The organism is Mesorhizobium sp. B1-1-8, assembly GCF_006442795.2.
In the GTDB taxonomy this organism is placed as follows: domain Bacteria; phylum Pseudomonadota; class Alphaproteobacteria; order Rhizobiales; family Rhizobiaceae; genus Mesorhizobium.
In genome coordinates this window covers 746,783-772,908 of the sequence record NZ_CP083956.1, presented here as the reverse complement: position 1 = coordinate 772,908, position 26,126 = coordinate 746,783, and the positions used below count along the sequence as shown (strand labels likewise).

General features: G+C 65.0%; 26 protein-coding genes, 1 tRNA gene and 1 pseudogene. 10 read left to right on the top strand and 18 right to left on the bottom strand.

What is annotated here, in order from left to right; translation table 11 throughout:
* Positions 1–264 precede the first annotated feature (264 nt).
* Positions 265–618 (bottom strand): septal ring lytic transglycosylase RlpA family protein, encoded by a 354-nt coding sequence (locus FJ974_RS03695; RefSeq protein ID WP_140537962.1) that lies wholly within the window; start codon positions 616–618, stop codon positions 265–267.
* Between the two features lie 308 nt (positions 619–926).
* Here FJ974_RS03695 and FJ974_RS03690 point away from each other — a divergent pair, with 308 nt between their 5' ends.
* Positions 927–1,112 (top strand): hypothetical protein, encoded by a 186-nt coding sequence (locus tag FJ974_RS03690; protein ID WP_140537964.1) that lies wholly within the window; start codon positions 927–929, stop codon positions 1,110–1,112.
* 348 nt (positions 1,113–1,460) lie between these two features.
* On the top strand, positions 1,461–2,801 hold the full coding sequence (locus tag FJ974_RS03685; protein ID WP_140537965.1) for an FAD/NAD(P)-binding protein: 1,341 nt from the start codon (positions 1,461–1,463) through the stop codon (positions 2,799–2,801).
* Positions 2,802–2,811: 10 nt separating this feature from the next.
* On the opposite strand, the gene FJ974_RS03680 is transcribed toward FJ974_RS03685, so the two are convergent.
* Entirely contained in the window at positions 2,812–3,582 is a 771-nt protein-coding gene (locus FJ974_RS03680) for a type 1 glutamine amidotransferase domain-containing protein (protein ID WP_140537967.1), read from the bottom strand.
* Positions 3,583–3,692: 110 nt separating this feature from the next.
* On the opposite strand from FJ974_RS03680, the gene FJ974_RS03675 reads away from it, so the two are divergent.
* Entirely contained in the window at positions 3,693–4,046 is a 354-nt protein-coding gene (locus FJ974_RS03675; protein ID WP_140537969.1) for a winged helix-turn-helix transcriptional regulator, read from the top strand.
* 13 nt (positions 4,047–4,059) lie between these two features.
* Here the strand turns inward: FJ974_RS03675 and FJ974_RS03670 are convergent, their stop codons facing one another.
* Both FJ974_RS03670 and FJ974_RS03665 read right to left on the bottom strand, forming a co-directional pair.
* Positions 4,060–4,707, bottom strand: coding sequence for a cysteine hydrolase (locus FJ974_RS03670; protein WP_140537970.1), 648 nt, complete (start codon positions 4,705–4,707; stop codon positions 4,060–4,062).
* Positions 4,704–5,033 (bottom strand): hypothetical protein, encoded by a 330-nt coding sequence (locus FJ974_RS03665; RefSeq protein ID WP_140537972.1) that lies wholly within the window; start codon positions 5,031–5,033, stop codon positions 4,704–4,706. Before FJ974_RS03665 ends, FJ974_RS03670 begins: the two co-directional genes overlap by 4 nt.
* A 466-nt stretch (positions 5,034–5,499) precedes the next feature.
* Between FJ974_RS03665 and FJ974_RS03660 the strand changes: the two genes are divergently transcribed.
* From FJ974_RS03660 to FJ974_RS03640, 5 genes are all read left to right on the top strand, one after another.
* Complete coding sequence (locus tag FJ974_RS03660; RefSeq protein WP_140537973.1) at positions 5,500–6,927, top strand: pyridoxal-phosphate dependent enzyme; 1,428 nt, start codon at positions 5,500–5,502, stop codon at positions 6,925–6,927.
* Positions 6,924–8,105 (top strand): trans-sulfuration enzyme family protein, encoded by a 1,182-nt coding sequence (locus tag FJ974_RS03655; RefSeq protein ID WP_140537975.1) that lies wholly within the window; start codon positions 6,924–6,926, stop codon positions 8,103–8,105. The genes FJ974_RS03660 and FJ974_RS03655 overlap by 4 nt, the downstream gene beginning before the upstream one ends.
* 243 nt (positions 8,106–8,348) lie before the next feature.
* The gene (locus tag FJ974_RS03650) at positions 8,349–8,858 is read left to right on the top strand and encodes a cupin domain-containing protein (protein WP_264296801.1); all 510 of its coding nucleotides are present in this window, start codon (positions 8,349–8,351) and stop codon (positions 8,856–8,858) included.
* Between the two features lie 137 nt (positions 8,859–8,995).
* Entirely contained in the window at positions 8,996–10,237 is a 1,242-nt protein-coding gene (locus FJ974_RS03645) for a D-amino acid dehydrogenase (protein WP_140537979.1), read from the top strand.
* Positions 10,238–10,282: 45 nt separating this feature from the next.
* Positions 10,283–11,098, top strand: coding sequence for an Asp/Glu racemase (locus FJ974_RS03640; RefSeq protein ID WP_140537980.1), 816 nt, complete (start codon positions 10,283–10,285; stop codon positions 11,096–11,098).
* 241 nt (positions 11,099–11,339) lie between these two features.
* Here the strand turns inward: FJ974_RS03640 and FJ974_RS03635 are convergent, their stop codons facing one another.
* Positions 11,340–11,510, bottom strand: a complete 171-nt coding sequence (locus FJ974_RS03635; protein ID WP_140537982.1) for a DUF1778 domain-containing protein — start codon at positions 11,508–11,510, stop codon at positions 11,340–11,342.
* A 103-nt stretch (positions 11,511–11,613) separates the two neighbouring features.
* Between FJ974_RS03635 and FJ974_RS03630 the strand changes: the two genes are divergently transcribed.
* On the top strand, positions 11,614–11,793 hold the full coding sequence (locus FJ974_RS03630; protein WP_140537984.1) for a hypothetical protein: 180 nt from the start codon (positions 11,614–11,616) through the stop codon (positions 11,791–11,793).
* A gap of 41 nt (positions 11,794–11,834) precedes the next feature.
* Here the strand turns inward: FJ974_RS03630 and FJ974_RS03625 are convergent, their stop codons facing one another.
* From FJ974_RS03625 to FJ974_RS03570, 12 genes are all read right to left on the bottom strand, one after another.
* Positions 11,835–12,140 (bottom strand): UBP-type zinc finger domain-containing protein, encoded by a 306-nt coding sequence (locus FJ974_RS03625; protein WP_140537986.1) that lies wholly within the window; start codon positions 12,138–12,140, stop codon positions 11,835–11,837.
* Positions 12,140–13,825, bottom strand: coding sequence for an FAD-dependent oxidoreductase (locus tag FJ974_RS03620; RefSeq protein ID WP_140537988.1), 1,686 nt, complete (start codon positions 13,823–13,825; stop codon positions 12,140–12,142). Before FJ974_RS03620 ends, FJ974_RS03625 begins: the two co-directional genes overlap by 1 nt.
* A 126-nt stretch (positions 13,826–13,951) precedes the next feature.
* Positions 13,952–14,671, bottom strand: a complete 720-nt coding sequence (locus FJ974_RS03615) for a hypothetical protein (protein WP_140537989.1) — start codon at positions 14,669–14,671, stop codon at positions 13,952–13,954.
* 122 nt (positions 14,672–14,793) lie between these two features.
* Positions 14,794–14,878, bottom strand: a tRNA-Leu gene (locus FJ974_RS03610).
* Between the two features lie 128 nt (positions 14,879–15,006).
* Positions 15,007–15,627 carry a 2,3-bisphosphoglycerate-dependent phosphoglycerate mutase gene (locus FJ974_RS03605; RefSeq protein WP_140537991.1) on the bottom strand — a complete coding sequence of 207 codons (621 nt, stop codon included), beginning with the start codon at positions 15,625–15,627 and terminating at the stop codon, positions 15,007–15,009.
* Positions 15,628–15,661: 34 nt separating this feature from the next.
* Positions 15,662–16,483 carry a 4-hydroxy-tetrahydrodipicolinate reductase gene (gene dapB, locus FJ974_RS03600; protein WP_140537993.1) on the bottom strand — a complete coding sequence of 274 codons (822 nt, stop codon included), beginning with the start codon at positions 16,481–16,483 and terminating at the stop codon, positions 15,662–15,664.
* A complete protein-coding gene (locus tag FJ974_RS03595) occupies positions 16,480–18,339 on the bottom strand; it encodes an ABC transporter ATP-binding protein (protein ID WP_140537995.1) in 1,860 nt (619 codons plus the stop codon). Before FJ974_RS03595 ends, dapB begins: the two co-directional genes overlap by 4 nt.
* A 150-nt stretch (positions 18,340–18,489) precedes the next feature.
* Positions 18,490–19,506: a glucokinase gene (locus FJ974_RS03590; RefSeq protein ID WP_140537997.1), complete on the bottom strand. Its 1,017-nt coding sequence runs from the start codon at positions 19,504–19,506 to the stop codon at positions 18,490–18,492.
* Between the two features lie 241 nt (positions 19,507–19,747).
* Positions 19,748–20,827 (bottom strand): penicillin-insensitive murein endopeptidase, encoded by a 1,080-nt coding sequence (gene mepA / locus FJ974_RS03585; RefSeq protein WP_140537998.1) that lies wholly within the window; start codon positions 20,825–20,827, stop codon positions 19,748–19,750.
* A gap of 96 nt (positions 20,828–20,923) precedes the next feature.
* Positions 20,924–21,829 carry an SDR family oxidoreductase gene (locus tag FJ974_RS03580; protein WP_140538000.1) on the bottom strand — a complete coding sequence of 302 codons (906 nt, stop codon included), beginning with the start codon at positions 21,827–21,829 and terminating at the stop codon, positions 20,924–20,926.
* On the bottom strand, positions 21,826–22,974 hold the full coding sequence (gene queG, locus FJ974_RS03575) for a tRNA epoxyqueuosine(34) reductase QueG (RefSeq protein WP_140538002.1): 1,149 nt from the start codon (positions 22,972–22,974) through the stop codon (positions 21,826–21,828). Before queG ends, FJ974_RS03580 begins: the two co-directional genes overlap by 4 nt.
* Positions 22,955–23,647 (bottom strand): glutathione S-transferase family protein, encoded by a 693-nt coding sequence (locus FJ974_RS03570; protein WP_140538003.1) that lies wholly within the window; start codon positions 23,645–23,647, stop codon positions 22,955–22,957. The genes queG and FJ974_RS03570 overlap by 20 nt, the downstream gene beginning before the upstream one ends.
* 154 nt (positions 23,648–23,801) lie before the next feature.
* Between FJ974_RS03570 and FJ974_RS03565 the strand changes: the two genes are divergently transcribed.
* Positions 23,802–24,608 carry an undecaprenyl-diphosphate phosphatase gene (locus tag FJ974_RS03565; protein WP_140538005.1) on the top strand — a complete coding sequence of 269 codons (807 nt, stop codon included), beginning with the start codon at positions 23,802–23,804 and terminating at the stop codon, positions 24,606–24,608.
* A 173-nt stretch (positions 24,609–24,781) separates the two neighbouring features.
* Here FJ974_RS03565 and FJ974_RS03560 read toward each other — a convergent pair.
* Positions 24,782–25,989, bottom strand: a pseudogene (locus FJ974_RS03560) (integrase core domain-containing protein).
* Positions 25,990–26,126: the final 137 nt, after the last annotated feature.

Below are 26,126 nucleotides of genomic sequence, written 5' to 3'. Positions count from 1 at the left end.
CGAACCTTGAATGTCTAGTAGCGAAGTTAACAACTTATTGTTGCGGCGCAATACGTCAATTGGCGTGATCAACTCTTCTTTGGTCCAAAGCGTTGGAAATCCGCCCCGAACGCCAAAGCCGGCTCAATGTGCGTTGCCGAAGTGTGAAAGAATTGTGTCCGTTCCCTCTGCCGGACACCAGACCATGATCCCGAACCGGAGGTCCGCGCCGGCGAAAAGCGGATTCCGGTTTTCGGAAAAGATCATGGTCCGGAAATAACTGCGTCAGACGCGCGCCATGCAGACCGCGGTCTGGCCGGAGCCGATGAAGCCGAGCTGGCCGGCGGCGCCCTTCGACAGGTCGAGCACGCGTCCCCTGATGAACGGGCCGCGATCGTTGATGCGCACGACGACGCTGCGGCCGTTGTTCTGGTTGGTGACCTTGAGCTTGGTTCCGAAAGGCAAGGTGCGATGCGCCGCGGTCAACGCCGCTGGGTTCATGCGCTCGCCTGAGGCGGTCCTGGAATGCAGCGCGTACCAGGAGGCGCGGCCGCACTGGGCCGACGCAGTGGAGGCGCCAGCCATCAGGCCAGCAGAGATCGTCACCGCGACAAGCGCGGTCCGGTTGGTTTTCTTCATCTTTTGGGGATGGCTCCGTTGACAGATAGCCCGCGGTTAAGTGCCGATTGAGGCAGGAAATGCGGCAGTGATTTGGCGGTTCCATGGCACCATCACACGTTTGGAGTCGCCGCGAAACAGTTTGTCATGACATTTCCGGAGCGCGCCGGGGTATTGTTTATGAACATCGCGCCGATTTGCGGGACGTTGTGAATCGGGTCGGCCGTCAATACGCAAGTAGAAGAGGAGGCGACTGCTTCGCTTCCTTTGCTTTCTTTGTTGCGCGTATGTTTGCAGTGAACGATCGACTTTTCCGGGGGATTTGGCTGATGCGATTGATCAGGACTTTGCTGGCGCTGATCGTGCTGGCTATCGGCGTGCTGTGGTCGCTGCAGGGCCTTGGCATCGTCCAGGGCAGCTTCATGACCGGCCAGCAGCAATGGCTCTACATCGGCCTTGTCACCATGCTGGTCGGTCTGGTCGGACTGCGCTGGGCGACCCGCTCGCGCATTTGACGCCTGCTTCCCGATGGAGGCGGCCAGCCACGGTCGTGTCACCTGGCCCGGTCATCCGTTCCTGCAATCGGGCCCTGGCGATCGTCGGCCGCGAACGAAATTCCAGATGTCACCCGGCCTTGGTAAATCCGTGCTTCAAACGGCGGCGGAATTGAAACCGCGTTCCGTGTGCCGGTGGATTAGTATAGTAATCTTATCAACATTAGGGAGAGAGAACGATGCGCGATCACAAGACCCGCTTTCCGGCAATCGTTCCTGGCGCCGGCCGGAAGCCGACGGCTCCGGCAGCCTTGCCGAAGCCTCGGCGCTCCTGATCGCAAAACCATCAACGGTTTGCGGCTCGCAGTCATGGTTGGACGCGGCAATTCCATCATCATTGTCGGCGGCGGCGCCAGCGGCGTCGTGCTTGCCGCGCATCTCCTGAAATCGCCAAATCCGGATCTGCGCGTCACGCTGATCGAGAAGCGTCCGCATTTCGGCCAGGGCATGGCCTACTCGACGCTGCTGTCGGCGCATGTGCTCAACGTCAGCGCCTCCGGCATGAGCGCCTATGCCGACGACCCCGGCAATTTCGCGCGCTGGCTGCTGGAACGCGGCCTCGCCAAACCCGATCAGGGTCCGTTCTACGCGCCGCGCAGCCTTTATGCCCGCTACCTGCAGGAACTGCTCGACGGTCTCGAAGCGCGCGAGCGCGAGAGCGGCCGGCTGCGGCTGATCCGCGAGGAAAGCCTGTCGATCACCCCTACCTCGTCCGGCGTCGAGGTGGCCTTGGCCAACGGCACCAGCGTCGTCGCGCATCTGGCCGTGCTTGCCACCGGCCATGACGAACAGCCGGGCGCCGGCCAGGGCCATGCGGTGCGCATGGGCTCCGAGGCCGACACCGCGCTCGACCCCGAAGCCACGGTCCTCGTGCTGGGCACCGGCCTGAGCATGGTCGACGCCTTTCTCTCGCTCGAGCAGCGCGGCCATCGCGGTGAGATCGTCGCGGTATCGCGGCGCGGCCTGCTGCCTTCGCCGCACCGCAAGGGCAATCCGATCAAGCTCGATGTCGCCGACATTCCGCTCGGCACCCAGCTTTCCTATTTCGTCGGCTGGTTCCGCGACCTGATCCGCGACAACCAGAAGGCCGGCATCGACTGGCGCGACGTGGTCGATGGGCTCAGGCCCTTCAACCAGAAGATCTGGCAAAACTGGCCGTCCTCGGCCAAGCGCCGCTTCGTCGAGCACACCAAGGCCTGGTGGGACATCCACCGCCACCGCATGGCGCCGGAAGTTTATGAGCGCGTCACCGAGGCGGTGCGTTCCGGCCGTATCCGCCTCGTCGCCGGGCGCGTCGTGGACATCGAGCCTGGCGACGGGTTCAGCGTGCGGATCCAGCCGCGCGGCACGCAGGCGCTGGAAACGCTTGCAGTGGCTCGCATCTACGATTGCACCGGCATTGCCCGCGATATCGCCGCCACCTCGAACGGCGTCGTGCGTTCGCTGGTCGAGCGCGGGCTGGCGCGGCCGGACCCGCTGCGGCTCGGCCTCGACGTATCGGCCAAATGCGAGCTGATCGCGGCCGACGGCACCGTCTCATCGAAAATCCTCGCCGTCGGGCCGCTGACGCGCGGCACCTTCTTCGAGATCGACGCCATCCCCGACATCCGCGTCCAGTGCGCGAAGCTCAGCAAGCAGTTGCTTGGATAGGGGCTGGCTCTCAACCGCCGAGCGCTTCGCAAACCACCCGCGCAGTCTCGGCGCCGGAAAAATTCTGCTGGCCGGTGACGAGGTTGCCGTCGCGCACGGCAAAGCCGCGCCACAGCCCCGCCTGGACATAGTTGGCGCCGATTGCTTTCAGCTCGTCCTCGATCCGCCACGGCATCAGATGCTTGCCGCGTTCCAGCGCGCCCATCTCCCAGGTTGCGTTGTCGGCGAAGTCTTCCTCGACATTGGCAAAACCCGTCACCGTCTTGCCGGCGGCAAGCAGCGATCCGTCGGCGCGCCTGGCGTAGCGCAGGATCGCGGTGCCGTGGCAGAGCGCTGCGGCCACCTTGCCGGCCTCGTGGAAGGCGACGAATGTCCGCTGCAGATCGGTTGCACGCTCGTAGGTGAACATCGGCGACTGGCCGCCGGCCACCACAATCGCATCGAAACGCTCGACCTTGATCTCCGCCGCCGCCCGCGTCTCGTCGATCAGGGCCGCCAGCTTCGGGCTTGAAATGAAGCCGAGCGAGATGAGGTCGGTCTCGGAATAGCCCGACGGGTCGCGCGGGTCGCTCAGCGCGTCGGCCTCGCATTTGCCGCCGTCCGGCGAAAAAATCTCGACCGCGTAGCCGCGCTCGGTGAAGGCGAACCATGGGTGGGTGAGTTCGCTCCACCAGAAGCCGACCGGCCAGCCGGTCGTGGTCGAGACCGCCGGATTGGCGATGACGATCGCCACGCGCTTCGGCTTTCGCGCATTGACGGGATTGGGATCGTGCACGCTCATCCTGGTACCTCCTGTCCAAAGTCTAGGCCGGATGCCTCGGCTCGTCGCCTCGCCATATGGCCGGGCAAATTCCGCTTTCGTGGCGGCGGTGCCTTGCCTACCATGCGTGCATGACGCAACGCGGAAGACTTTATGGCTGCCCGGTCGAGTTCGCGCTCGACGCGCTTGGCGGCAAATGGAAGACGGTGATCCTGGCGCGCATCAAGGAACGGCCGCTGCGCTATTCCGAATTGCGCCGCATGATCCCATCGCTGTCCGACAAGATGTTGACGCAGCGCCTGGCCGATCTGGTCGAGGTTGGCTTTGTCGCCCTGGAGACCGCGCCCGACGGCAAGGGGCGCTACGCCTTGACCGGGCGCGGCCACGATCTCGCCGCAGCACTCCAGGCGCTCTACGACTGGGGCAGCGTGCATGGCCGCGCCGAGGGCGTGCGCTTCCGCACCGATGTCGACACCGCCGCCTGACAACACAAGTCTTTCAAGCCGCACCGGCAAGCGCGTCGCAGAAGGCCGCGACATCGGTAATGATCGCCTCGCCGAGGAAGCGAAGCGTCGCCATCGAGCGGTCGCGCGCTTCCCGGCTGCCGAAGCCGCAGGCGTCCTCGATCAGCACGGCCGTGAACCCATTGTCGGTCGCCTGGCGAACTGTCGGCTCGATGCCGATCTCCATCGCGATGCCGGCAAGCGCCACCGCGCGTACGCCGCAGTCGCGCAAGGCAAAGCCGAGCGCGGTGGCATCGAAGGCCGACATGGTCAGCTTGTCGAACACCGCCTCGTCGAGGCGCGGGGCAAGGTCTGGAACGATCCGCGTCGCTTCGGCGTCCGGCAGGAACCAGGGCTCGACCGCGTCGGGGCTGTCGCGCCGCTGCCAGGCCATTGCGGTGCGCAATTGCGTCGCGCCCATCCATTTCCTGGGCAGGGAAAGATGGCGCGTGAACGCCACCCGCATGCCGGCCGAGCGTGCCGCTTCGAGCACGATGCCGGTGCGCTCGACGATTGCCGCGGCGCCTTCAACCTGGCTGCAGATGCCGACCTGCATGTCGTAGACGACCAGCGCCATGCGGCGGGGGTCGCACCATTCCGCCAGGCTGGCCGGGATTTCGATCCCTTCGCTCGACCGGATCATGCGGCCGTCCGATCCCAGGGTTTTGCCAGGTCGACCATCGGATCGAACAAATATTCGAGCGGCAGCGGCGCGTCGAAGGCAATGAAGTGCCACTCCAGGAACCCGGCCTTCGACAGCGGAAAATCGTCGGTGTAGCGCCGGGCCTCTTCGACGCTATCCAGCTCGAAGACGATGATGACGCCGCCGACATCGGCGCGCGCATAGTTCTCGCGCACAATGCCTGCCTTCCACAGCCGCCAGACATTCGAGACTTCGTCGCGCAGATAAGGTTTCAGATCGTCGATGGTGACGCCGGGCTTGAAATTGTCATAGGCAAGGATCTTCATCGGCCGTTCCTTGGCAATTGCTGTTCGCCCCGCGCAGCATTCGGCTAGCATGGCATAATTAGTGCCGGCAACGCACGAGATGGTGCGTTGATTGGCCCTCTGTGCTGATCGATCGCAAGTGCCGCCGCCATCTGAGGAGGACACAGTGACCGTCGAAAGGCTGGGCAGGCAGCGGTTGAGGCGTAATCTCCCCCCTTGAGGGGGAGATGGCCGGCAGGCAGAGGGGGTCGGTTCGACCGGGCTCGGCCTGCTGCTGAAGATGAGGGTTGGCGCTTCACGCGCGGCGACCCCCTCTGTCGCCTTCGGCGACATCTCCCCCTCAAGGGGGGAGATTAGGCGCCCGCGAAATTCCATTCTCCATCTGGCCGGTCGATTGGCACGATCTATCTTCTTTCCGACTGCAAAGGGCTGGAAAAGGGGCTACGCTGCCGCCGTCAGGCGGTCGCTTGACCATGGAGCATCTGACATGAGCGGGCAGACAAACGCCGCACCCGACAGTGCAACATCCCGCCTGCGTCCGCCCTATGCCTCCGTGCTCGACCTGATCGGCCAGACGCCCATCGTCGAGCTGACCAAATTCGACACCGGCAAATGCCGGCTGTTCATCAAGCTCGAAAGCCAGAATCCCGGCGGCTCGATCAAGGACCGCATCGCCTTGTCGATGATCGCCGCCGCCGAGAAAGACGGCAGGCTGAAGCCCGGCGGCGCCATCGTCGAGGCCACCGCCGGCAATACCGGCCTCGGCCTCGCCCAGGTCGGCATCCCGAAAGGCTACCGCATCATCCTGGTCGTGCCCGACAAGATGTCGCGCGAAAAGATCCAGCATCTGCGCGCGCTCGGCGCCGAGGTGCGCATGACCCGCTCCGATGTCGGCAAGGGCCACCCCGAATACTATCAGGACATGGCCGAGAAGCTCGCTTCCGAACTGCCCGGCGCCTTCTATGCCAACCAGTTCGCCAACCCCGCCAACCCGCTGGCGCACGAGACCACCACCGGCCCCGAGATTTTTGCGCAGCTTGACGGTGATATCGATGCGGTCGTGGTCGGCGTCGGCTCCGGCGGCACGCTCACCGGGCTCGGCCGTTATTTCGCGAAAACCTCGCCGAAGACCGAGATGGTGCTGGCCGATCCGGTCGGCTCGGTGCTGGCGCCGCTGATCAAGACCGGCAAGATGGTAGAGGCTGGAAGCTGGACTGTCGAAGGCATCGGCGAGGATTTCGTGCCGCCCAATGCCGATCTGTCACTGGTGAAGAAAGCCTATTCCATTCCTGACAAGCAGAGCATGCTGGCGGTGCGCGATCTCCTGTCCCGTGAAGGCATTCTTGCCGGCTCCTCGTCAGGCACGCTTTTGTCGGCCGCACTCCGCTATTGCCGCGAGCAGCAGTCCGCCAAGCGCGTCGTCACCTTCGTCTGCGACAGCGGCAACAAATATCTGTCGAAAGTCTTCGACGACATCTGGCTGGCCGAGCAAGGCCTCGCCGACCAGGAGCAGCATGGCGACCTGCGTGACCTCGTCATGCGCTCGCCGCGCACCGGCGACATCGTCTATGTCGGGCCGGACGAAAGCCTGCTCAACGCCTATGGCCGAATGCGCCGCTCCGACGTCTCGCAGCTGCCGGTGCTCGACGACGGCAAGCTGGTCGGCATCGTCGACGAGAGCGATATTCTTGCTCGCGTCGACGGCCCCTATGACGGGCGCTGGGAGCGCTTCAACGCGCCGGTGCGCACGGCCATGACCTCCACCTTGCACACGCTGCAGGCCAGCCAGACGCTCGATGCGCTGCTGCCGGTCTTCGACCGCAACGAGGTCGCTATCGTTTTCGATGGCGACGAGTTCGTCGGCCTGATAACCCGCATCGATCTGATCAACCATTTGAGGCGCCGCGCAAGATGACCGTCAACGCACCGGTATCCGGCAGGAACCGCCTGGCCTTTTCCACCCGCGCCATCCATGGCGGCCAAAGCCACGACCCGCTGACCGGCGCGGTGATGGTGCCGATCTACGCCACCTCGACCTATGGCCAGCAGTCGCCCGGCGTGCATAAGGGTTTCGAATACGCCCGCAGCCAGAACCCGACGCGCTTTGCCTTCGAGCGCGCAGTAGCCGACCTCGAAAGCGGCTCGGCAGCCTTCGCCTTCGCTTCCGGCCTGGCCGCGATCGGCACCGTGCTGGAGCTGTTCGACGCGGGCGCCCATGTGGTGGCCACCGACGACATATATGGCGGCTCGTTCCGGCTGATGGAGCGGGTGCGCAAGCGCTCGGCGGGCCTGCAGGTCAGCTTCGCCGACTTCACCGACCTGGCCGCCGTCGAAGCCGCGATCCGCCCGGAAACAAAACTGCTCTGGGTCGAGACGCCGACCAATCCGCTGCTGCGCATCGTCGACCTCGAAGGCGCTGCCGCGCTCGCCAGGCGCAAGGGCCTAGTCTCTGTCGCCGACAACACTTTCGCCAGTCCGTATATCCAGCGGCCGCTGGAGCTCGGCATCGATATCGTTGTCCATTCGACGACGAAATACCTCAACGGCCATTCCGACATGGTCGGCGGCGTGGCGATAGTCGGCGACAACAAGGATCTCGCCGACCGGTTGAAATTCCTGCAAAACGCCATTGGCGCCATTTCCGGGCCCTTCGACAGTTTTCTGGCGCTGCGCGGCATCAAGACCCTGGCGCTGAGGATGGAGCGCCACTCCGCCAACGGCCTCAAGATCGCGCAATGGCTGGAGACCCGCAGGGATGTGCGCCGTGTCATCTATCCCGGCCTCGCCAGCCACCCGCAGCATTCCGTCGCCGTTCAGCAGATGCATGCCTTCGGCGGCATGATCTCGGTCGACCTCGACCGCGACCTTGCCGGCACCAAGCATTTCCTCGAACGCACGCAATTGTTCACGCTGGCCGAAAGCCTCGGCGGCGTCGAAAGCCTGATTGAGCACCCGGCACTGATGACGCATGGTTCTATTCCCGCCGAAAAGCGCGGCGCCATCGGCATCTCCGATTCGCTGGTGCGGCTGTCGGCCGGCATCGAGGATGGCGATGATTTGATCGCTGATCTGGATCAGGCGTTGGCGCTCTGAGCGGCTCGCCCTCGTCGTGTATCGACCGGGCCGATACACGACGGGCTGCTTTCATGCTAATGTAACAGCATTGACCGCTGAGCTTGTCTGCCTCTGACGCTACGAGCTGATCTCATGTCGCGGTGCGGGGACGTCTACGAAAACAAGATCACTGGCGAATATGCGGTGATCCTGCGCGGCACCGAGGATCGCGGCCAAGGACCTGGCATTGCCCATCTTATGGCTCGGCCGGGAGCTGCGGTCGTGGGCGAGCATTTCCATCCCTTTATCGTCGAGAAGTTCACCGTCCTGAAAGGTCGACTCGATGCCCGGATTGCTGGCCAGATCCAGTCGCTCGGACCGGGACAGTCCGCTACCGTCGAGGCAGGGGTAGCGCACGATTGGTGGAATGGCAGCAAGACGGACGAGGCGCATGTGCTGGTCGAGGTCGAGCGGGCAAAGGGCGCTGAGCACATCGACCCGGATCGCTTCGAACTGCTGATCGGCATGCTGTTCGGCCTCGCCAACGATGGCCGGGTGGACCGGAAGGGGAGGCCCTTCCCACTTCAGGCGGCGGTGATCGCCAGGGAGTTTGCCGACGTCATCGTGTTCACGCAGCCGCCGGCGGCCATCCAGCGGGTGGCGCTCGCGATCCTCGAGCCGCTTGGGCGCTGGCTCGGCTACCGAGCCATCATTCCAAATTATTGCAAGCCCCACGCGCATGTGACGCCAGATCCCGATGTCCTGGCGGCGGCGGGACTTTCAGCAGAGTAAGGTCGCTGGCGCGTTGGCGGTCGAATAAATGCCGCCCGGAAGAGAACTTGAGCCTCCAAGCCGTGGCCCAAACGTCCGGACTTTGCAATTTCAGATTAGATCCTAAAGTGCACTGTCTTGCGATCTCCGGAGGCGCCATGCGCGTGATCGTGTTGGGTGGCGGCGTTGTCGGCGTCACCACAGCCTATCAGCTGCAGAAGGACGGGCACGAGGTCGTCATCCTCGAGCGCCAGCCGCAAGTCGCTGCCGAGACCAGCTGGGGCAATGCCGGCATGATCGCGCCCGGCCATTCCTTTGTCTGGTCGTCGCCCCGCGCGCCGCTGATCCTGTTGAAATCGCTTTTTTTGAAGGATCAGGCGCTGCGCTTCAAGCTTTCGGCCGATCCCAGGCTTTACAGCTGGTCGTGGCTCTTCCTGATGGAATGCACGGCCGAGAAGGCCAGGCGCAACACGCTGCTCAAGCATCGCCTCGCCGTCTATTCGCAGAGTGTGCTGCACGAGGTCATCGCCGATGAGCGAATAGACTACGACCGCAACGATCGCGGCATTCTCTATTTCTACCGCAGCCAGCAGGCGCTCGACAAAGGCATCGAGCATATGAAGCTGCTGGAATCCGACGGCCAACTGATCAAGGTGCTCGATCGGGACGCAATCGTCGCGCTCGATCCGGCGTTGGCTTCCACCGGCGAAAAAATCGCCGGCGGCATTCATTGCCCGACCGACGAGACCGGCGACCCGGCGAAGTTCACCCGGGCGCTGGCCGCCAAGGTCGTCGAGCGCGGCGGCGACATCCGCACCGGCATCACAATCACCGGCATCGAGACATCCGGCGACGGCGTCGCGCAGGTGACGACCGACAAGGGCGCCTTCAAGGGCGATGCCTATGTGCTGGCGCTCGGCTCCTACAGCCCGCTGATTGCCAGGACGATCGGCATCAGCCTGCCGATCTATCCGATCAAGGGCTATTCGCTGACCATCCCGATCGGCAACCGCCCGCACCCGCCGACGATCGCATGCATAGACGAGCACAATCTGGTCGCCGTCTCGCGCTTCGGCGACCGGCTGCGCGTCACCGCGACGGCCGAGTTCGCCGGCTATGACACCAGCCACAAGCCGGCCGACTTCGCCTTCATGAAAGGCGTCACCGAGGACCTCTATCCCGAGGGCGCGGATTACGACCGCGCCGAGATGTGGGCGGGCCTGAGGCCGATGACGCCCAACAATCTGCCCGAGTTCGGCCGCCGGCGTTACAAGAACCTCTTCCTCAACACCGGGCACGGCCATATCGGCTGGACCATGTCGCACGGCTCCGCCCGCATCACCGCCGACCTGGTCGCCGGCCGCCAGCCGGCCATTTCCATGGATGGTCTTTTGAACTGAGAGTATGATCCGCCAGGAATTGGATCGAACGAGAAAGGGAACGCCATGCCTGCCAACGCCGCCGTTCTTGCGCCATCGGCTCCGGTCGATCCCAAACCGGTCGACCTCGGCGTGCTGCCGTCGGAACTGGACGGCGGCCTCGCCTCGCGGGCGGCGATCGGGCTTGCCATATTGGCCAGCGACCAGACGCTGGAGCACGAATTCCGCGCGCTGATCCGCATTCCGGGCGTCGCCTTCTACGAGGCGCGCGTCTTCAACGACAACGACATCACGCCGCAAACGCTGCGCGCCATCGGCCCGCGGCTTGCGCCTTGCGTCGACCTCATCCTGCCCGGCATGCCGCTTGACGTCGTCGGCTTCGGCTGCACGTCGGCGACCATGACGCTCGGCGAGGAAACCGTGTTCGCGGAGATCCGCAAGGCGCGGCCGGGCGTCGCCTGCACCACGCCGGTCACCGGCGCGCTCACCGCCTTCAAGGCGCTCGGCGTCAAGGGCATCGGCCTGCTGACACCCTATTCGCCGCAGATCAATGAAGGCCTCGTCGCCTATTTCAGCGGCCGCGGCCTCGACATAGCCGCCGTCGCCACTTTCGACCGCCGCGACGACCGCGAAGCCGCCCGCATCTCGCTCGCCTCGATCGAGGCGGCGGCCGAAAAGATGGCGGCCGTGCCCGGCGTCGAAGCGATTTTCATCTCCTGCACCAGCCTGCGCGTCGCCGAAGCGGTGACCGAGTTGGAGCGGCGCATCGGCATTCCCGTCACCTCCTCGAACCATTCCATGGCCTGGCATTGCCTGCGGCTTGCCGGCATCGGCGACGTCGTGGAGGCGGGCGGCAGGTTGTTCGGGCTGCCGGCACGCTGATCGGCGAGGGCGGACTTTCAGCCTGTCGTCAGAACTGAAAGCACATCCAGCATCCAATAGCATAGGGCGCTCCCCCACTCCGTCTCGGCTTCGCCGAGCCACCTCTCCCCACATTCGTGGAGGGAGAGGAAACGCCAATCGCCGAGGCGGCGCCGTTCGCAAGCTTGGGTTTCCTCATGAACATGGGGGAGAGGTGGCCGCGCAGCGGCCGGAGTGGGGGCTGGCGCTGCCTATTGCGGCGTCACTTGCCCTCCCAAGGCAGCGGAGCGCTCATCAGCTTGGACAATTTCTCGTTGGATTTGGGCGGTGCATCGAGCAGCGCCAGGAACTCCGCATAGACCTCCAGCGGAACCTCGATACGGCTCGTAAATGTCTCCCAGGAGGGAAGCTCGTCTTTGCGGTCGTTTTTCATGACCTCGCAATAGCAGATCGGAACTCGTTAACCCATTCGGCAAAGGTTGTTTAACGCTTCGTCTTTATCTCCCGCCCTGGGAGGCGCAGACGGAGCGAGCACGATGAAAGACAGCCCCGAAAAGCGCAATGAATGGCGCGCCATATTTTACGTGCAGGCCCGCGTCGCCATCCTGTTTGTGCCGGTCGTCGTCAGCCTTCTGATCATAGGCGCGCTGGCCGGCAACGAACGCAAATCCGCTGCCGACGGCGTTGACCGGACCGTCACCAGTTCGGTGAAATAGGCAAGTGGTAGGCAGCCATTGCCGTCCGTCGCCATCCCAACTCAAACAAACTTCGGGATCGGGCCGTTCTGCGGCGTCGTATCGCCGCCGAGGTCGATGAACACCTCGTCGACATAGCACCAGGCCCAGCCTTCCGGCGGATCGTAGCCCTCGATGATCGGGTGCTTGGTGGCGTGAAAATGTTTGGTGGCGTGGCGGTTGGGCGAGTCGTCGCAGCAGCCGACGTGGCCGCAGCTGCGGCAGAGCCTGAGATGCACCCACATCGATCCGCTCTTCAGGCATTCCTCGCAGCCGAGCGCGCTCGGCGTCACGTCCTTGATGTCGCGCGTGTGCCGGCATTCGTCCATCACGATCTCCTCGCCAATTCGGGTTGAGCGGCGCCGCGGCTCTGTGCAAGATAGGCATGCAGTGCCGCCACCACCTGGGCGCCTTCGCCGACGGCGGCCGCGACCCGCTTGGTCGAGCCGCAGCGCACGTCGCCGATGGCGAACACGCCGCTGCGGCTGGTCTCCATCGGGCCATGTCCCGGCGCGACGTCCGGCCCGGTGCGCACGAAACCCTTGGCGTCCAGCGCTACATTGCACTTCGCCAGCCAATCCGTGTTCGGGTCGGCGCCGATGAACAGGAAGAGATGGCGGATGGGGCGCGTCGTCTCCAGGCCGGTTATCCGGTTGCGCCAGCGCACCTCACCGAGATTGCCGTCGTGGCCTTCCAGCGCCTCGACCTCCGTCCCGGTCAGCACCTCGACATTGGGCTGTGCCATGATGCGATCGACCAGATAGCGCGACATGGTCGCGTTGAGGCTGCCGCCGCGCGCCAGAAGCGTTACTTTCCGCACCTGGCTGGCCAGATAGACCGCCGCCTGTCCCGCCGAATTGCCGGCGCCGACCAGCGCCACTTCCTGGCCGCTGCACAGCCGCGCTTCGATCGGCGAGGCCCAGTAGTGCACGGATGTGCCTTCGAACTGCGCCAGGTTGGGGACATCGAGCCGCCGGTAGCGCGCCCCGCTGGCGATCACCACGGTGCGCGTCCGCACCATCTCGCCGTCGCCGACATCGAGCCTGTAGCCGGCCCCGTCATTGGCGGCGCTGAGCAGCCTGGCTTCGTCGGGAATCACCATCTCGACGCCGAACTTCTGCGCCTGGTTGTAGGCGCGCGCCATCAGCGCCATGCCGGTTATCCCGGTCGGGAAGCCGAGATAGTTCTCGATGCGCGCCGACGCGCCGGCCTGGCCGCCGAAGGCGCGGCAGTCGAGCACAATCGTCGACAGCCCTTCGGAGGCGGCATAGACGGCCGCCGCCAGTCCCGCCGGCCCGGCGCCGACAATGGCCACGTCATAGATCTTGTCGGCATCGACCGGCCGCAGCAGGCCGACGCAGCGGGCAAGCTCGTTCTCGCCCGGATTGTGCTGCAGTTTGCCGTTCGGGCAGAGCACGATCGGCAAATGGTGCGGATCGACATGGAAACGCTCGATCAGCGTTTTCGCGCACGGGTCGGTGTCGGAATCGAGCGCCCGGTGCGGCAGGCCGCTGCGGGTGAGAAATCCCTGCAGCCGCAACACGTCGCCATTGTCGGGCGGCCCGATGATGATCGGTCCGCTGATGCCGCTTTCCAGGAGCCCGACGCGACGCAGGATCAGCGCCCGCATGACGCGCTCGCCGAGATTGGCCTCCTGCACCATCAGGTCGCGCAGCCGCTGCGAGGGAATGACGATCGCCTCCACCGGCTCGACGGCCTCGGCGCTGACCAGCGACGGCCGGTTCGAAAGCTGCGCCAGCTCGCCGATGAAATTGCCCGGACCGTAGGTGATGATCGTCTCGCGCCGGCCGAGCCCATCCTGCGTGATGTCGACCTTGCCCGACAGCACTACGACCAGGCCCGGCGCCACAGTGCCGGCGGTGAAGATGCGCTCCCCCGCCGCATAGGTGCTGGCCTCGCCGAACCGGCGCACGCGGTCGATATCCGCATCGGCCAGGATGGGAAACATCTGGTCGCGACGCGCGGCGATGGTCGGGCTGACGGTGGGTGCCATGGTGCCGACCGTAGCGAAGCGGTCGCGCGGTTTGAAGCGGTTTGTTCGCGAACTGGCCGGAAGGGGAGGTTGGTTGACGGCCCTCCGCGCTTCATCATCCTCGGGCGTAACCGGCAATTCCAACCGCTATCCGAGCGACGTCGCCAGCTTGTGCAGCGCCCCCCGCGGATCATCGGTAATGACGGAGCCATGCGAGACAAGGATGCGCTTGAGCGCCGGCTGTTCCGCCCATCGTCTCAATTGCGCTGCCAGTGCCGCCTTGTCGCCGACCATCGTCAGCCTGACCGGCCAGGGTATATGGGGCTCATCACCGGCAAATCCCATCATGCGCAATGCCCAACCTGCAAAGCCGGACGCATCGCGGATGTTGCCGACGATATCATTGAGAACGAGCGTCGTGCCGTTTGGTCCGTCAACTTGCAGCGCCGCTTCGCGATCGCGGGTTCCGGGGACGGTGATGAACTTGACGTCGGGATCGCCAAAGTCGCCGCGTGCCGCGTCGACATGTACCGCCTTCTCGACGCTGCTAAGCGCGCCCGGCGGTGCAATGACCTGAAGAGCGGGATAGCGGTTCTTCCATGGCTTTGCATCGAGCCGGTGATGATCATTAGGGACGATCAGGAAAGCCGGCTCGCCGAAGGCCTCGATCCCGCGCATCTGTTCGTCGTCAAGCGCGATGGCGCTGAAGATGACGAGCCGTTGGTCGCGCAATCGCACCACCGTCATACGCCGTTTCATGTTGCCGACGGGCATCGGTATGTCGCCGGTCACCGTCAAGATATTATCGTCGACAGGAGTGAGCCCGCCATGCGGCAGAACCTTCCATTCCTTGAATGGCTTGGGCATCACGGAACCTCGGGTTAACGACAAGATAGGAACGGTTCAACCCGAGACGAGTTGCAGGGCACAAAAAAGCCCGGAAAATCCGGGCTTTTTGCTCATCGCGTCAGAACGTCTGAACGGGAATTTGGTGCCCAGAAGAGGACTCGAACCTCCACTCCTTGCGGAACACGGACCTGAACCGTGCGCGTCTACCAATTCCGCCATCTGGGCTGGTGCGGGGTCATGTAAGCGGGCAAACGATTGCTGTCAACGCGCTTTTCCAAGCATGATCCCGAAAAGTGGGAACCGGTTTTCGGAAAAGATCATGTTCAAGCAAGAACCACCGCCGACGTGCCGGCTCACCCTTCCAGCACGTCCTTCGACGCCACGGTGGAATCGGCGTTGAGCTTGTAGATCACCGGCACGCCGGTGCCGAGTTCCAGCTTGACGATCTCTTCGCCGCTCTTGCCGTCCAGCGCCATGATCAGCGCGCGCAGCGAGTTGCCGTGCGCGGCGACCAGCACCGTCTCGCCGCGCAGCACATGCGGCTGCAGATCGTGCAGATAATAGGGCCACACCCGCGCGCCGGTATCCTTCAGGCTTTCGCCGCCGGGCGGCGAGACGTCATAGGAGCGGCGCCAGATATGCACCTGCTCCTCGCCCCATTTCTTGCGCGCATCGTCCTTGTTGAGGCCGGAGAGGTCGCCATAGTCGCGCTCGTTGAGCGCCTGGTCGCGGATTGTTTTCAGATCGCTCTGGCCGACCACGTCGAGGATAAGCTGGCAGGTCTTCTGCGCCCGGATCAGCGCCGAGGTGAAGGCGATGTCGAATTTCAGGCCGCGCGCCTTGAGCTTTTCGCCGGCGGCAATGGCCTCGGCGCGGCCCTGCTCGGTCAGGTCGACGTCGCGCCAGCCGGTGAACAGGTTCTTCAGGTTCCATTCGCTCTGGCCATGGCGCACGAGCACGAGAGTTCCCGACATGTTTGCTCCTCTGGGATGAGTTGAAAGGACCGCCTCAGCTCAGGCCGAGCACGTCCCGCATTGAATACAGGCCCGGTTTCCTGCCGCGGGCCCAAAGCGCCGCCTTTACGGCGCCGCGGGCGAAGATCGCCCGGTCCTCGGCCTGGTGGGACAGCGTGATGCGCTCGCCGGTGCCGGCCAAGATCACGCTGTGGTCGCCGACCACCGAGCCGCCGCGCAAGGTGGCGAAGCCGACCGCACCTGGCTTGCGCACGCCGGTATGGCCGTCGCGCACCCGCACGCTGTTGTCCTGCAAAGCGATCCCGCGCCCCTTCGCCGCCGCCTCGCCGAGCAGCAGCGCCGTGCCGGACGGCGCGTCGACCTTGTGGCGATGGTGCATTTCCAGGATCTCGATGTCGAAATCATCGGCCTCGAGCGCACGCGCGGCCTGTTCCACCAGCACTGCCAAAAGGTTGACGCCGAGGCTCATATTGCCGGATTTGACGATGGTCGCGTGGCGCGCCGCGGCGGCGATCTTTTCATTGTCGTCGGCCGAGCAGCCGGTGGTGCCGATGACATGGACGATCCGTGCCTGCGCGGCATAGCCGGCGAATTCGACGCTTGCGCCGGGCGCCGTGAAATCGAGCACGCCGTCGGCCTTGGCAAAGGCCGGCAGCGGGTCGTCGACGACCGGCACGTTGATGATGCCGAGGCCGGCAAGCTCGCCGGCATCCTTGCCCAGATGGGGCGAGCCCGGGCGCTCGACCGCGCCGGCGACGCGCGCGCCGGGCATGGTGTGGATGGCGCGGATCAGCGTCTGCCCCATGCGGCCGGCGGCGCCGACCACCACCAGGCCCATATCGCCCGCTTCGCTCATGCTTCTCTCCCGACCGTCTTTCTCGCGCGGCTGCGTGTGACCGGAGTTTGGATCGGCTTGGCGTCGTCGACAAGCCCCAGCCCCCGCTTGCCCTGCACCCGGTGGAAGCGGGCATAGACGCTGTGCGGGTCGGCCATCAGCGCGGCATGCGTGCCTTCCTCGACCAGCCGGCCCTCTTCCAGCACGATGATGTGGTCGGCATTGACCACCGTCGACAGCCGGTGCGCGATGACGATGGTGGTGCGGCCTTGCATGACATGGGTCAACGCTTCCTGGACGCGCGCTTCCGCCTCGTTATCCAGCGCCGAGGTGGCTTCGTCGAGCAGCAGGATCGGCGCCTGGCGCACTATGGCGCGGGCGATCGACACGCGTTGGCGCTGGCCGCCGGAAAGGGTCGAGCCGCCTTCGCCGACCGGCGTATCGTAGCCCTGCGGCTGCTGGCGGATGAACTCGTCGGCAGCCGCCTGGCTTGCCGCAACCTCGATCTCGGCATCGGTCGCCGAGAGCCGGCCGTAGCGGATGTTGTCGCGGATCGTGCCCTCGAACAGATAGGGTGCCTGCGAGACATAGGCGATCGAACCGCGGAGCGACTGCTTGGTCACCTTGGAGATGTCCTGGCCGTCGACCTCGATGCTGCCGCGGCCGACGTCGTAGAAGCGCTGCAGCAGCGCCACCAGTGTCGACTTGCCGGCGCCGGAAGCGCCGACGATGGCCGTGAGCTTGCCGGCGGCGGCGGTAAAGCTCAGATCGCGCAGCACCGGCATGTCTCCGGTATAACCGAAGGTGACATTGTTGAAGCGCACCTCGCCACTGGTGATCTTCGCCTCGATGGCGCCAGGCGCGTCGCCCTGCTGCGGCTCGATGTCGAGCAGTTCGTAGATCATGCGCGCATTGACCAGCGCGCGTTCCATGCCGACCTGGGTGCGCGCCAGGCGTCTTGCCGGATCGTAGGCCCAGATTAGCGCCGTGATGAAGGAAAACACCGCGCCGGGCGGCTCCCCAAGCACCAGCGCTCGATAGCCGGAATAGGCGATGACAGCGGTGACGGCGAGACCGCCGAGAATCTCGGAAATCGGGGACAGTCGCTCCGAGACCCGGGCGATCTTGTTGTTACGCTGCTCGGCCGTATCGGCCATGATGCCGATGCGCCGCGCCAGCTCGTGCTCCAGGGTGAAGGCCTTGACGATGGCGATGCCTTGGGTGGCCTCCTGCACCGACCCGTTTAGCCGCGAGTTGATCAGTACGGATTCCCTGTTGATACGCCGCAGTCGGCGGGTGATGTAGATGACGGCCCAGATCAGCGGCGGCCCGATCAGCAGCGAGCTGAGCGACAACACCGGATCCTGGTAGATCATCACGCCGACGAGGCCAACCAGCGAGACCGCGTCGCGGCTGATGGAGGTCAGCGTCAGCGACAGGAGATCGCGAATGCCGCCGACATTTTCGTTGACCTGTGCCGCCAGACGGCCGGACCGCGTGTCGTTGAAGAAGTTGACGCCGAGCTTCATCAGGTGGTCGAAGGTGCGCTTCTGGTAGCGCGCGACCAGATTGTTGCCGATCTTGGCCAACGCGACTGCCTGGCCGTAACCGGCGAAACCGCGCAGCAGGGAGGCTCCCAGGAAACCGGCGCAGATCCAGACGATCATGTCGCCGCGCCGTTCGACGAATATCCCGTTGATCATCGGGGCCATGATCCATGCCGTGAAGGCCGTAGTGCCGGCAACAATCAGCAGGCAGACGATGGCAACGACATAGGTCCAGCGGTATTCATCGCCGTTTTCAGCCAGGATGCGGCGCAGCACCGCCGAGACTTCAGCGGGCTGAACTTTCAGTTTGAGTGGATTTTGAATTGTCAAATCGGGAGCGCTTCGTGGTTCTCGCAGGGCCAGACTGGTTTCGGCACCCTCTTAACGTCCCGGTCGCGGCTTGCCTATGGCGAAACTTCGTCGCGGCTCAGAGCATGGCCCTTGGGCGTGGTTCGGGAGAGATCAGCCGAAGCGAAAAGATCACGCCCGCCAGCGACGTCCGGCTGTCTGCACGCCGAACAGCGACGGCGTCCTGGCATAGGCGGCGAGGCCCAGAAGCGCCGCCAGCGGATGGGTGATGACATAGACCGGCATTGCGCGCATAAGGGCGCTGTGCGGCGCCTTGTCCTCGAAGGCGGCGCGGAAATTGCCGGCTTTCAGCGCCGGCACGATTTTTTGCGCGATGCCGCCGGTCAAAAACACGCCGCCGCGGCCCATGAACACCAGCGCCAGATCGCCCGCCGTGCGGCCGAGGCAGGTGACGAAAAGTTCCAGCGCTTCCTCCGCCACCGGATCGGATTGGGAAAGCGCTGCGGCGGTGACCTCGGCCGGGGTCGTGAAGGGCGCCGGCCTGCCATCGGCCTTGGCGACGGCGCGATAGACATTGACCAGCCCGCGGCCGCACAGGATCTGCTCGCCCGAAATGCGGCCTTCGATCTTTTCGATATGCGGGAAAACCTCGAAGTCGCGCGGCGTGCGCGGGCCGATGTCCATATGCCCGCCCTCGCCTGGCACCGGTATCCAGTGGCGAAGCGCATAGATCAGCCCGGCGACGCCGAGCCCGGTTCCCGGACCGAGCACCACCCGGCTGGCATTGGGCTCCGGCGTGCCACCGCCGATCTTTTCCATATGCTCCTCGCCAAGCGCCACGACGGCCAGCGCCTGCGCCTCGAAATCGTTGAGCACGACGACGTCGCTCAAACCCAGGGTGGCAAACATCTGGCGGGGCTTCACCACCCACGGGCAGTTGGTGAGGTCGATCTCGTCGCCGTCGACCGGCCCCGCCACCGCCAGCACCGCCGAATTCGGCCGGATCGACGAGCGATCGAGCACCGCCGCCTGGATCGCCTCGTCGATGGTCGCGAAATTGGCCGTCTGGACGATCTGCGGCTCGGTCACTTCGGAATTGGCGTCGAGCACGATCGAGAACCGCGCATTGGTGCCGCCAATGTCGCCGATCAGGACCGGAAACCGCAGCGCTGTGTCGTCGTCTGCCATGGTGTTGATTGTCCCTGTTCCGGACATGTGCCGCTGTTTGTTCGTTGACTAGCGCATGACCTTGAAAAGGGAAAGCCGGTTTGGCCCAAGGTCATTTGCTTCGGCGTCTGGGCCGCCCTTGCTCACCCTTTCAGCCTTTGCGCTGCCCCTCACCTGCCTGCCGGCATCCTCTCCCCGTAGAGTGACGGGGAGCGGCAGCGCCAACTTCGACAATTGGCCCGTCTGGCGATTGGCCTCGGGCTCAGTTCCCCGGCCTTGGCCGCGGCAGCGGAATGCCGAGCGAGGGGGTGGGCGCGAAGGCGCTGGCTGCTGCGGGAAGCACAGCATTCCCGCTGGAGATCGTCTCCGCCGGCGCGGTCGCCTCCGGCTTGGCCGCCGCCACCGCTGCCGCGCCGCCGTCATAGGTTACCGCCTCCAACGAAGGCGCGTCCGGCGCGGCGAGCACGGCCTGGCACTCTTTCGGCAGATTGGCCATCGTCATCAGGTCGCGCGCCTTCGGCGCATCCGGGTTCTTGTTGGGGCGCCAAGGTTCCTCGGTGAACCACCAGGCGAGCGGCTTGCCGCAGCCGTCATCGTCGGGCGTCGCCTCCTGTGCCTTGCAGCCGGGCGAGCCCGGCTGACAGCCGATGCGCATGTGGAAATGATAGTCGTGGCCCCAGAACGGCCGGATCTTGCGCAGCCAGGAGCGATCGCCGGTGACGGTGTCGCAGAGCTTCTTCTTGATGCCGGGGTTGACCAGGATGCGCTCGATCTCCGGATAGCTCGCCACGCGCTTGAGCAACTGAGTATGTCGCGGCGTCCACAGGGCGTCCTTCACCAGATGCGTCTTCTCGTCGACCATCAGCGTCGCGCTCATACTCTCGCGCTGCGCCATCGTCAGCCTGCGCGCCGGCATCGGCGTCAGCCAGATGTCGGCATCGAGGCCGATCTGGTGCGAGGCGTGGCCGCTCAGCATCGGGCCGCCGCGCGGCTGCGAGATGTCGCCGATCAGCAAACCGGGCCAGCCATCCGAGTGAGCATCACGCGCGAGCCTCTCGATCAGCCCGATCATTGCCGGGTGGCCCCAGCGGCGGTTGCGCGAAGGCCGCATCACTTGCCAGGTCGGTCCGTCCATCGGCAGCGCCACGCCGCCGGTGAAGCAACCCTTGGAGTAGAAGCCGAAGGACTGCGCGGGTGCTACGGCCGGCAGCTTCTTGGCGCCGAACAGATCCTTTGCCCGCTGCTCGGCGGAAATCGCGGCCGCCGCCAGAGCCGTCAGCGCAACAAGCGCCAGCGCGGCGGTCAGGAACGGCCTCCTGTCGGGCAGCGATCGCAACGTCATCGGGCCGGGTCCCTCTCCAGTTCTCTCCGTTTGCAGCAGCGCGGGCTCAGGGATGCATTAGAGGCGAATCATATCACGCGATGAGCGGCTCTTCGATCACGAGCGCTTCATCGGGCTGCGCGCCGCGCCGTTACGCCAGTTGCCGTCGGCCCACATCCGGTCGAGCGCCGAGCGATAGTTGGGGAAGCGAAAGCCATATCCGGCCGCCTTGATCGCCTTGTTGGCGACACGCTTGTTCTCGCTATAGAAGGAGCGCGCCATGGGCGAAAGCTGGGCGGTCTCGAACGGAATTTCCGGCGGCGGCTCGATGCCCATCAGCCCGGCGGCATAGGCGACGACATCCTGCGGCGGCGCCGGCTCGTCGTCGGTGACGTTGAAGATGCCGCCGAGATTTTTAGCCGCCAGATGCCACAGCGCGCCGGCGATGTCGTCGCAATGGATGCGGTTGAACACCTGGCCGGGCTTGACCAGCCGCCGCGCGGTGCCGTCCTCGAGACTGACCAGCGCGTTGCGGCCCGGTCCGTAGATGCCGGAAAGCCGCAGGATTGCCACCGGCCGGCCGATCTCCTGGCCGAGCCGAAGCCACTCTTCTTCCGCCGCCACCCGCATCACCGAACGTTTCGACACCGGCTTGCATGCGGTGGTCTCGTCCACCCAGGCGCCGCGGTGGTCGCCATAGACACCGACGGTCGAGAGATAACCGATCCATTCGAGCGCCGGCATTCTTGCCTTGATTGCTTCACGGGCAGCATTCAGCACCGGGTCGCCGGACTCTTCCGGCGCTACCGAGACGACAAGATGCGTCCTGTCGGCAAGCGCATCGCCAATCTCCGGCGTCAGCGTACCTTCGAAGCGCAGCGGCGCAATGCCGGCCTGCCGCAGCACCTCGAACTTTTCGGCCGAACGCGTGGTTCCCACGATCCTGGCGCCATGCGCATTGGCCCGTGCGAAAGCCATGCCGGAATAGCCGGCGCCGAAAATGAAGACGCGCTTTTCGCTCATGCATTGGCCTCATCCGGCTGCGCCGACAGCCATTCGTCGCGCACCGAAGCGTCCGTTTCGGCCATCAGGGCATCGGCGGTCAATCCCGCAAAGTCACGTTTGGGCATCAGCCGCGACAGCGCCCATACGGCGGCTCCCCGCACCAGCGGCGAGGCGTCGTCGAGCAAGCGGCGCACGGTGGCGAGTAGCGAAGCATCGCCCGAATTGCCGGCGGCGATCAGCACGTTGCGGATGAAACGGTCGCGGCCGATGCGCTTGATCGGCGAGCCCGAGAAGAGCGTGCGGAAGTCAGCATCGTCGAGCCGCAGCAGGTCGGCCAGCGCCGGCTCGCGCAGATCGTCGCGGGCAGCCAGCTTGGCCTCGGACGCCGCGGCGGCGAACTTGTTCCACGGGCAGGCGGCCAGGCAATCGTCGCAGCCATAGATTCGGTTGCCGATCGCCTCGCGGAATTCGCGCGGGATCGGCCCCTTGTTCTCGATGGTCAGATAGGAGATGCAGCGCCGCGCGTCGAGCCGGTAGGGCGCCGGGAAAGCGTCGGTCGGGCAGGCGTCGAGACAGGCGCGGCAGGAGCCGCAATGGTCGATCTCAGGCTTATCCGGCTCCAGCTCGGCCGTGGTGAAGATGGTGCCGAGGAACAGCCAGGAGCCGTGGTCGCGGCTGACCAGATTGGTGTGCTTGCCCTGCCAGCCGAGTCCAGCCGCTTCCGCCAGCGGCTTTTCCATCACCGGCGCGGTATCGACAAACACCTTCACGTCGCCGCCTGCCCGCGCCACGATCTTGCCGGCGATCTCCTTCAGCCGTCCCTTCATCACCTCGTGATAGTCGCGGTTTTGCGCATAGGCCGAGATCGCGCCGCGGTCGCGCCTTGCGAGAATGTCGCGCGGATCGCGGTCGGGGCCGTAATTCATCGCCAGCACGACGATCGAGCGTACCTCGGGCCACAGCGTCGAAGGCTTGCCGCGGCGTTCGAGCGTTTCGGCAATCCAGTCCATCGAGCCATGAAAGCCGTCGGCGACGAATTCAGCGAGTCTCGCCGGCGCCAACGGGATCGCATCCGGCGTGGTCACCGCGACGGCGTCAAAACCGGCGCGCCGCGCCTCCGCGTCGACCAGCGCGCGCAGCGTTTTAGAAGTCGAGGTCCGCATAATGCGACACCGGCGACAGGCCGCGCACCCTGTCGGTCAGCAGCGGCCGGAAGGAAGGCCGCGATTTCACCCGCGTATACCACTCCCGCGCCGCCGTGTGCTCGCGCCAATCGATCTCACCCAGATAATCGAGCACCGAAAGCGTTGCGGCGGCGGCGAGGTCGGCATAGGTGACCCTCGAGCCGGCCAGCCAGTGGCGGGTGCCGGCCAGCCAGTTGGTGTATTTCATGTGCTGGCGGATGTTGGCGCGCGCAGCGCGGATCGCCGCCGAATCGGGCGAGCCGCCGCCCGCCGCCTCCGGCATCACCGGCTTCAGCACGCGCTCGCGCACCAAATGACGGGTGACCTCGCTTTCGGCCTTGTTGAGGTACCAGTCGATCAGCCGGCGGATTTCGGCGCGCTGCATCGGGTCCTCGGCGAACAGCCTCTTGTCGCGCTTCAGGACGCCGCGCGTTTCGTCTAGATATTCGGAGATCACCGTGGCGCCGACGATCGGCACGTCGCCTTCGGCAAGCAGGATCGGCAGCGTGCCGGCCGGGTTCAGCGCCAGGAACTCCTTGCGCCGCGTCCACGGCTTTTCCTCGATCAGGGCCAGTTCCTCGCCATACTCGCCGAAGGCGAGGCGGACGAACCGGCAAGTGGCGAACATCGGATGGTGGAAAAGCGTCAGCATGGTTCCGCGATGATAGGGCGCACTGGCGAATCGCAGGTTACGCCGGTAAGTCTTGGCGGCCCGTATCCGGCCCGTCACGGTGCAGCGACCTATAGGGGGACTTCCGCGCCGTGACAAGCAAGCCCTTCTCTCAATCCCCGATCCCGAGGTTGCCATGGAAAGCCAGACCGTCGTCGAAGCCCTGCTGCTCGGCCTGCTGGAGGGCCTGACCGAGTTCATTCCGGTCTCGTCCACCGGCCATATCCTGCTTGCCGGCCACTTCCTCGGCTTCCACTCGACCGGCAAGGCCTTCGAGATCCTGATCCAGCTCGGCGCCATCCTGGCGATCCTCAGCGTCTATTTCCGCCGCCTGTGGAAAATGCTGCTCGAATTGCCCTATGACCGGCTGACCCGGCATTTCGTCATCGGCATCCTCATCGCCTTCCTGCCGGCCGCCATCATCGGCGCGCTGGCGCATGATTTCATCAAAACCATCCTGTTCGAATCGCCGCGGCTGATCTGCATCATGCTGATTATCGGCGGCGTCATTCTGCTCGCCGTCGACCGCATGAACCTGAAGCCGTTCTATCGAGACGTCGAGCGCTTCCCGACCCGGCTTTATCTGCAGATCGGCCTGTTCCAATGCCTGTCGCTGATCCCCGGCACCTCGCGCTCCGGCTCGACCATCGTCGGCGCGCTGCTCTTGGGCGTCGACAAGCGCTCGGCGGCGGAATTTTCTTTCTTCCTGGCCATTCCAACCATGGTCGGCGCCTTCGCCTTCGACCTCTACAAGAACCGCAACGTGCTGACCTCGGCCGACCTGCCGATCATCGCCATCGGCTTCGTCGCCGCCTTCGTCACCGCGCTGTTCGTCGTCCGTTTCCTGCTCGATTACGTCTCGCGCAACGGCTATTCGCTGTTCGGCTGGTGGCGGCTCGTGGTCGGTATCGTCGGGTTGGCGGCGCTGATGGTCTGGGGGTGATGGGCACCTGCTCCGTGGAGTTCCTTCGCCGCCCCCTCTGTCCAGCCGGATATTTCCCCTCCAGGGGGAGATTAGCTTCAGCGCCGGCGCCTCTTCTTCAACTTGATAATTGGCGAAAACAGTAGGTGATGTCCAGCCGATAGATGGGTAACACTTTGAACCGGATACATGGGTTACAGTTTTCTCCCTGAGTTGCTGTCCGCCGCAGTGCCGTCTGGTCGGGGTTGAACGGCACTGCGGCGGACCAGTTTCTTGTGTCGGCCGTCAATGAAGCCGAGCGGATGGGCATAGAAGTGGAGTGCCCATTCCCCATTCTCGGTCTCGGTTGCGGCAATCGCTTCACCGGCCAGCGCTTTTGAGACGTAGATGAAGTCGCCGTTCCACTTGATCTCGCCGTTTTGGCGCACGCTGCGCACCGCAGCTTCGGCCGGATAGTCCGGCTCTGGTGTCGTCTTCGGCATGGCGCGGGTCGAGGGGCGGTAATGCTGTGCCGGCGTGTCCATACCCAGCGCCTCGTGCGGGCGCTCCTCGTTATACTCGCGCCGGAAAGCCTCGAAAGCCCGAGCCTGGGCGGCCCTGTCGGCCTCCGGCGCCTTGGCCAGCGGCAGCATGGTCAGGTGGAAGCGCTCATGGCATCCGTTCTGCTGCGGTTTGCCCGGCTGAATGCGCTCCAGCACGATACCGAGCTTGATGAAGCGCACCGCAAGCGGCGTCAGCCCGGTGACGCCGGCTGACGCGAACGGCGCCCCATTGTCGCTTCTGAACCGATCCGGCAGGCCATGCTCCTCGAATGTCCGTTCAAACACCGGCCAGGCTTCACCCTCCGACGTCGAGCCGATCGCCGCCAGCGCCAACAGGTAGCGGCACGCCCCATCCATCACCGTCAGCGGCTCGCAGCGCCAGCCGTCGCCGGTCCGGAACCAGCCCTTGTGATCTCCCGTCCACAGCGCGTTCGCCGCCTCAGGCTCCGGCCATGGACCGTTGCCCGCCGCTCTCCAGCGCGCGCGCCGACGCCCGACAAGGCCATGCCGCTTCAGAATCTCGCCGGCTGTCGACACCGCCGCCAGCAGCTGCAGCTGGGCTCCGCCCGCTTCAGCCGGGCCATGATCTTCTTCGGCCCCCACAGCGGATGCGCTTCCTTCTGCGCCACGATCCGCTCCACCAGCTCCGCTGCCGTGGCACGGCCGTGCTCGAGCGGCGCCCGCGGCTGGTCGTGCAGGCCTTCCGGCCCGAACGCCCGGTAACGTCCAAGCCATTTGTAACCGGTCTTGCGCGAGATCTCGAAGGCAGCACAAAGCTGCGTCATCGTCTCCTCGCCAGATAGGCATTCCGCAACAAAACGAAGCCGCTCATCCATGAGCCCAGTCTCTCGCCAAACCATCGCCGGTCCTCCCGGCGGACAAGAAAACTGTCACCCATCTAATCGGTCCATTCTGTTACCTATCTATCCGGTTCGGACAGTGACGACTGATCTCCCCCCTTGAGGGGGAGATGCCCGGCAGGGCAGAGAGGGGGGCC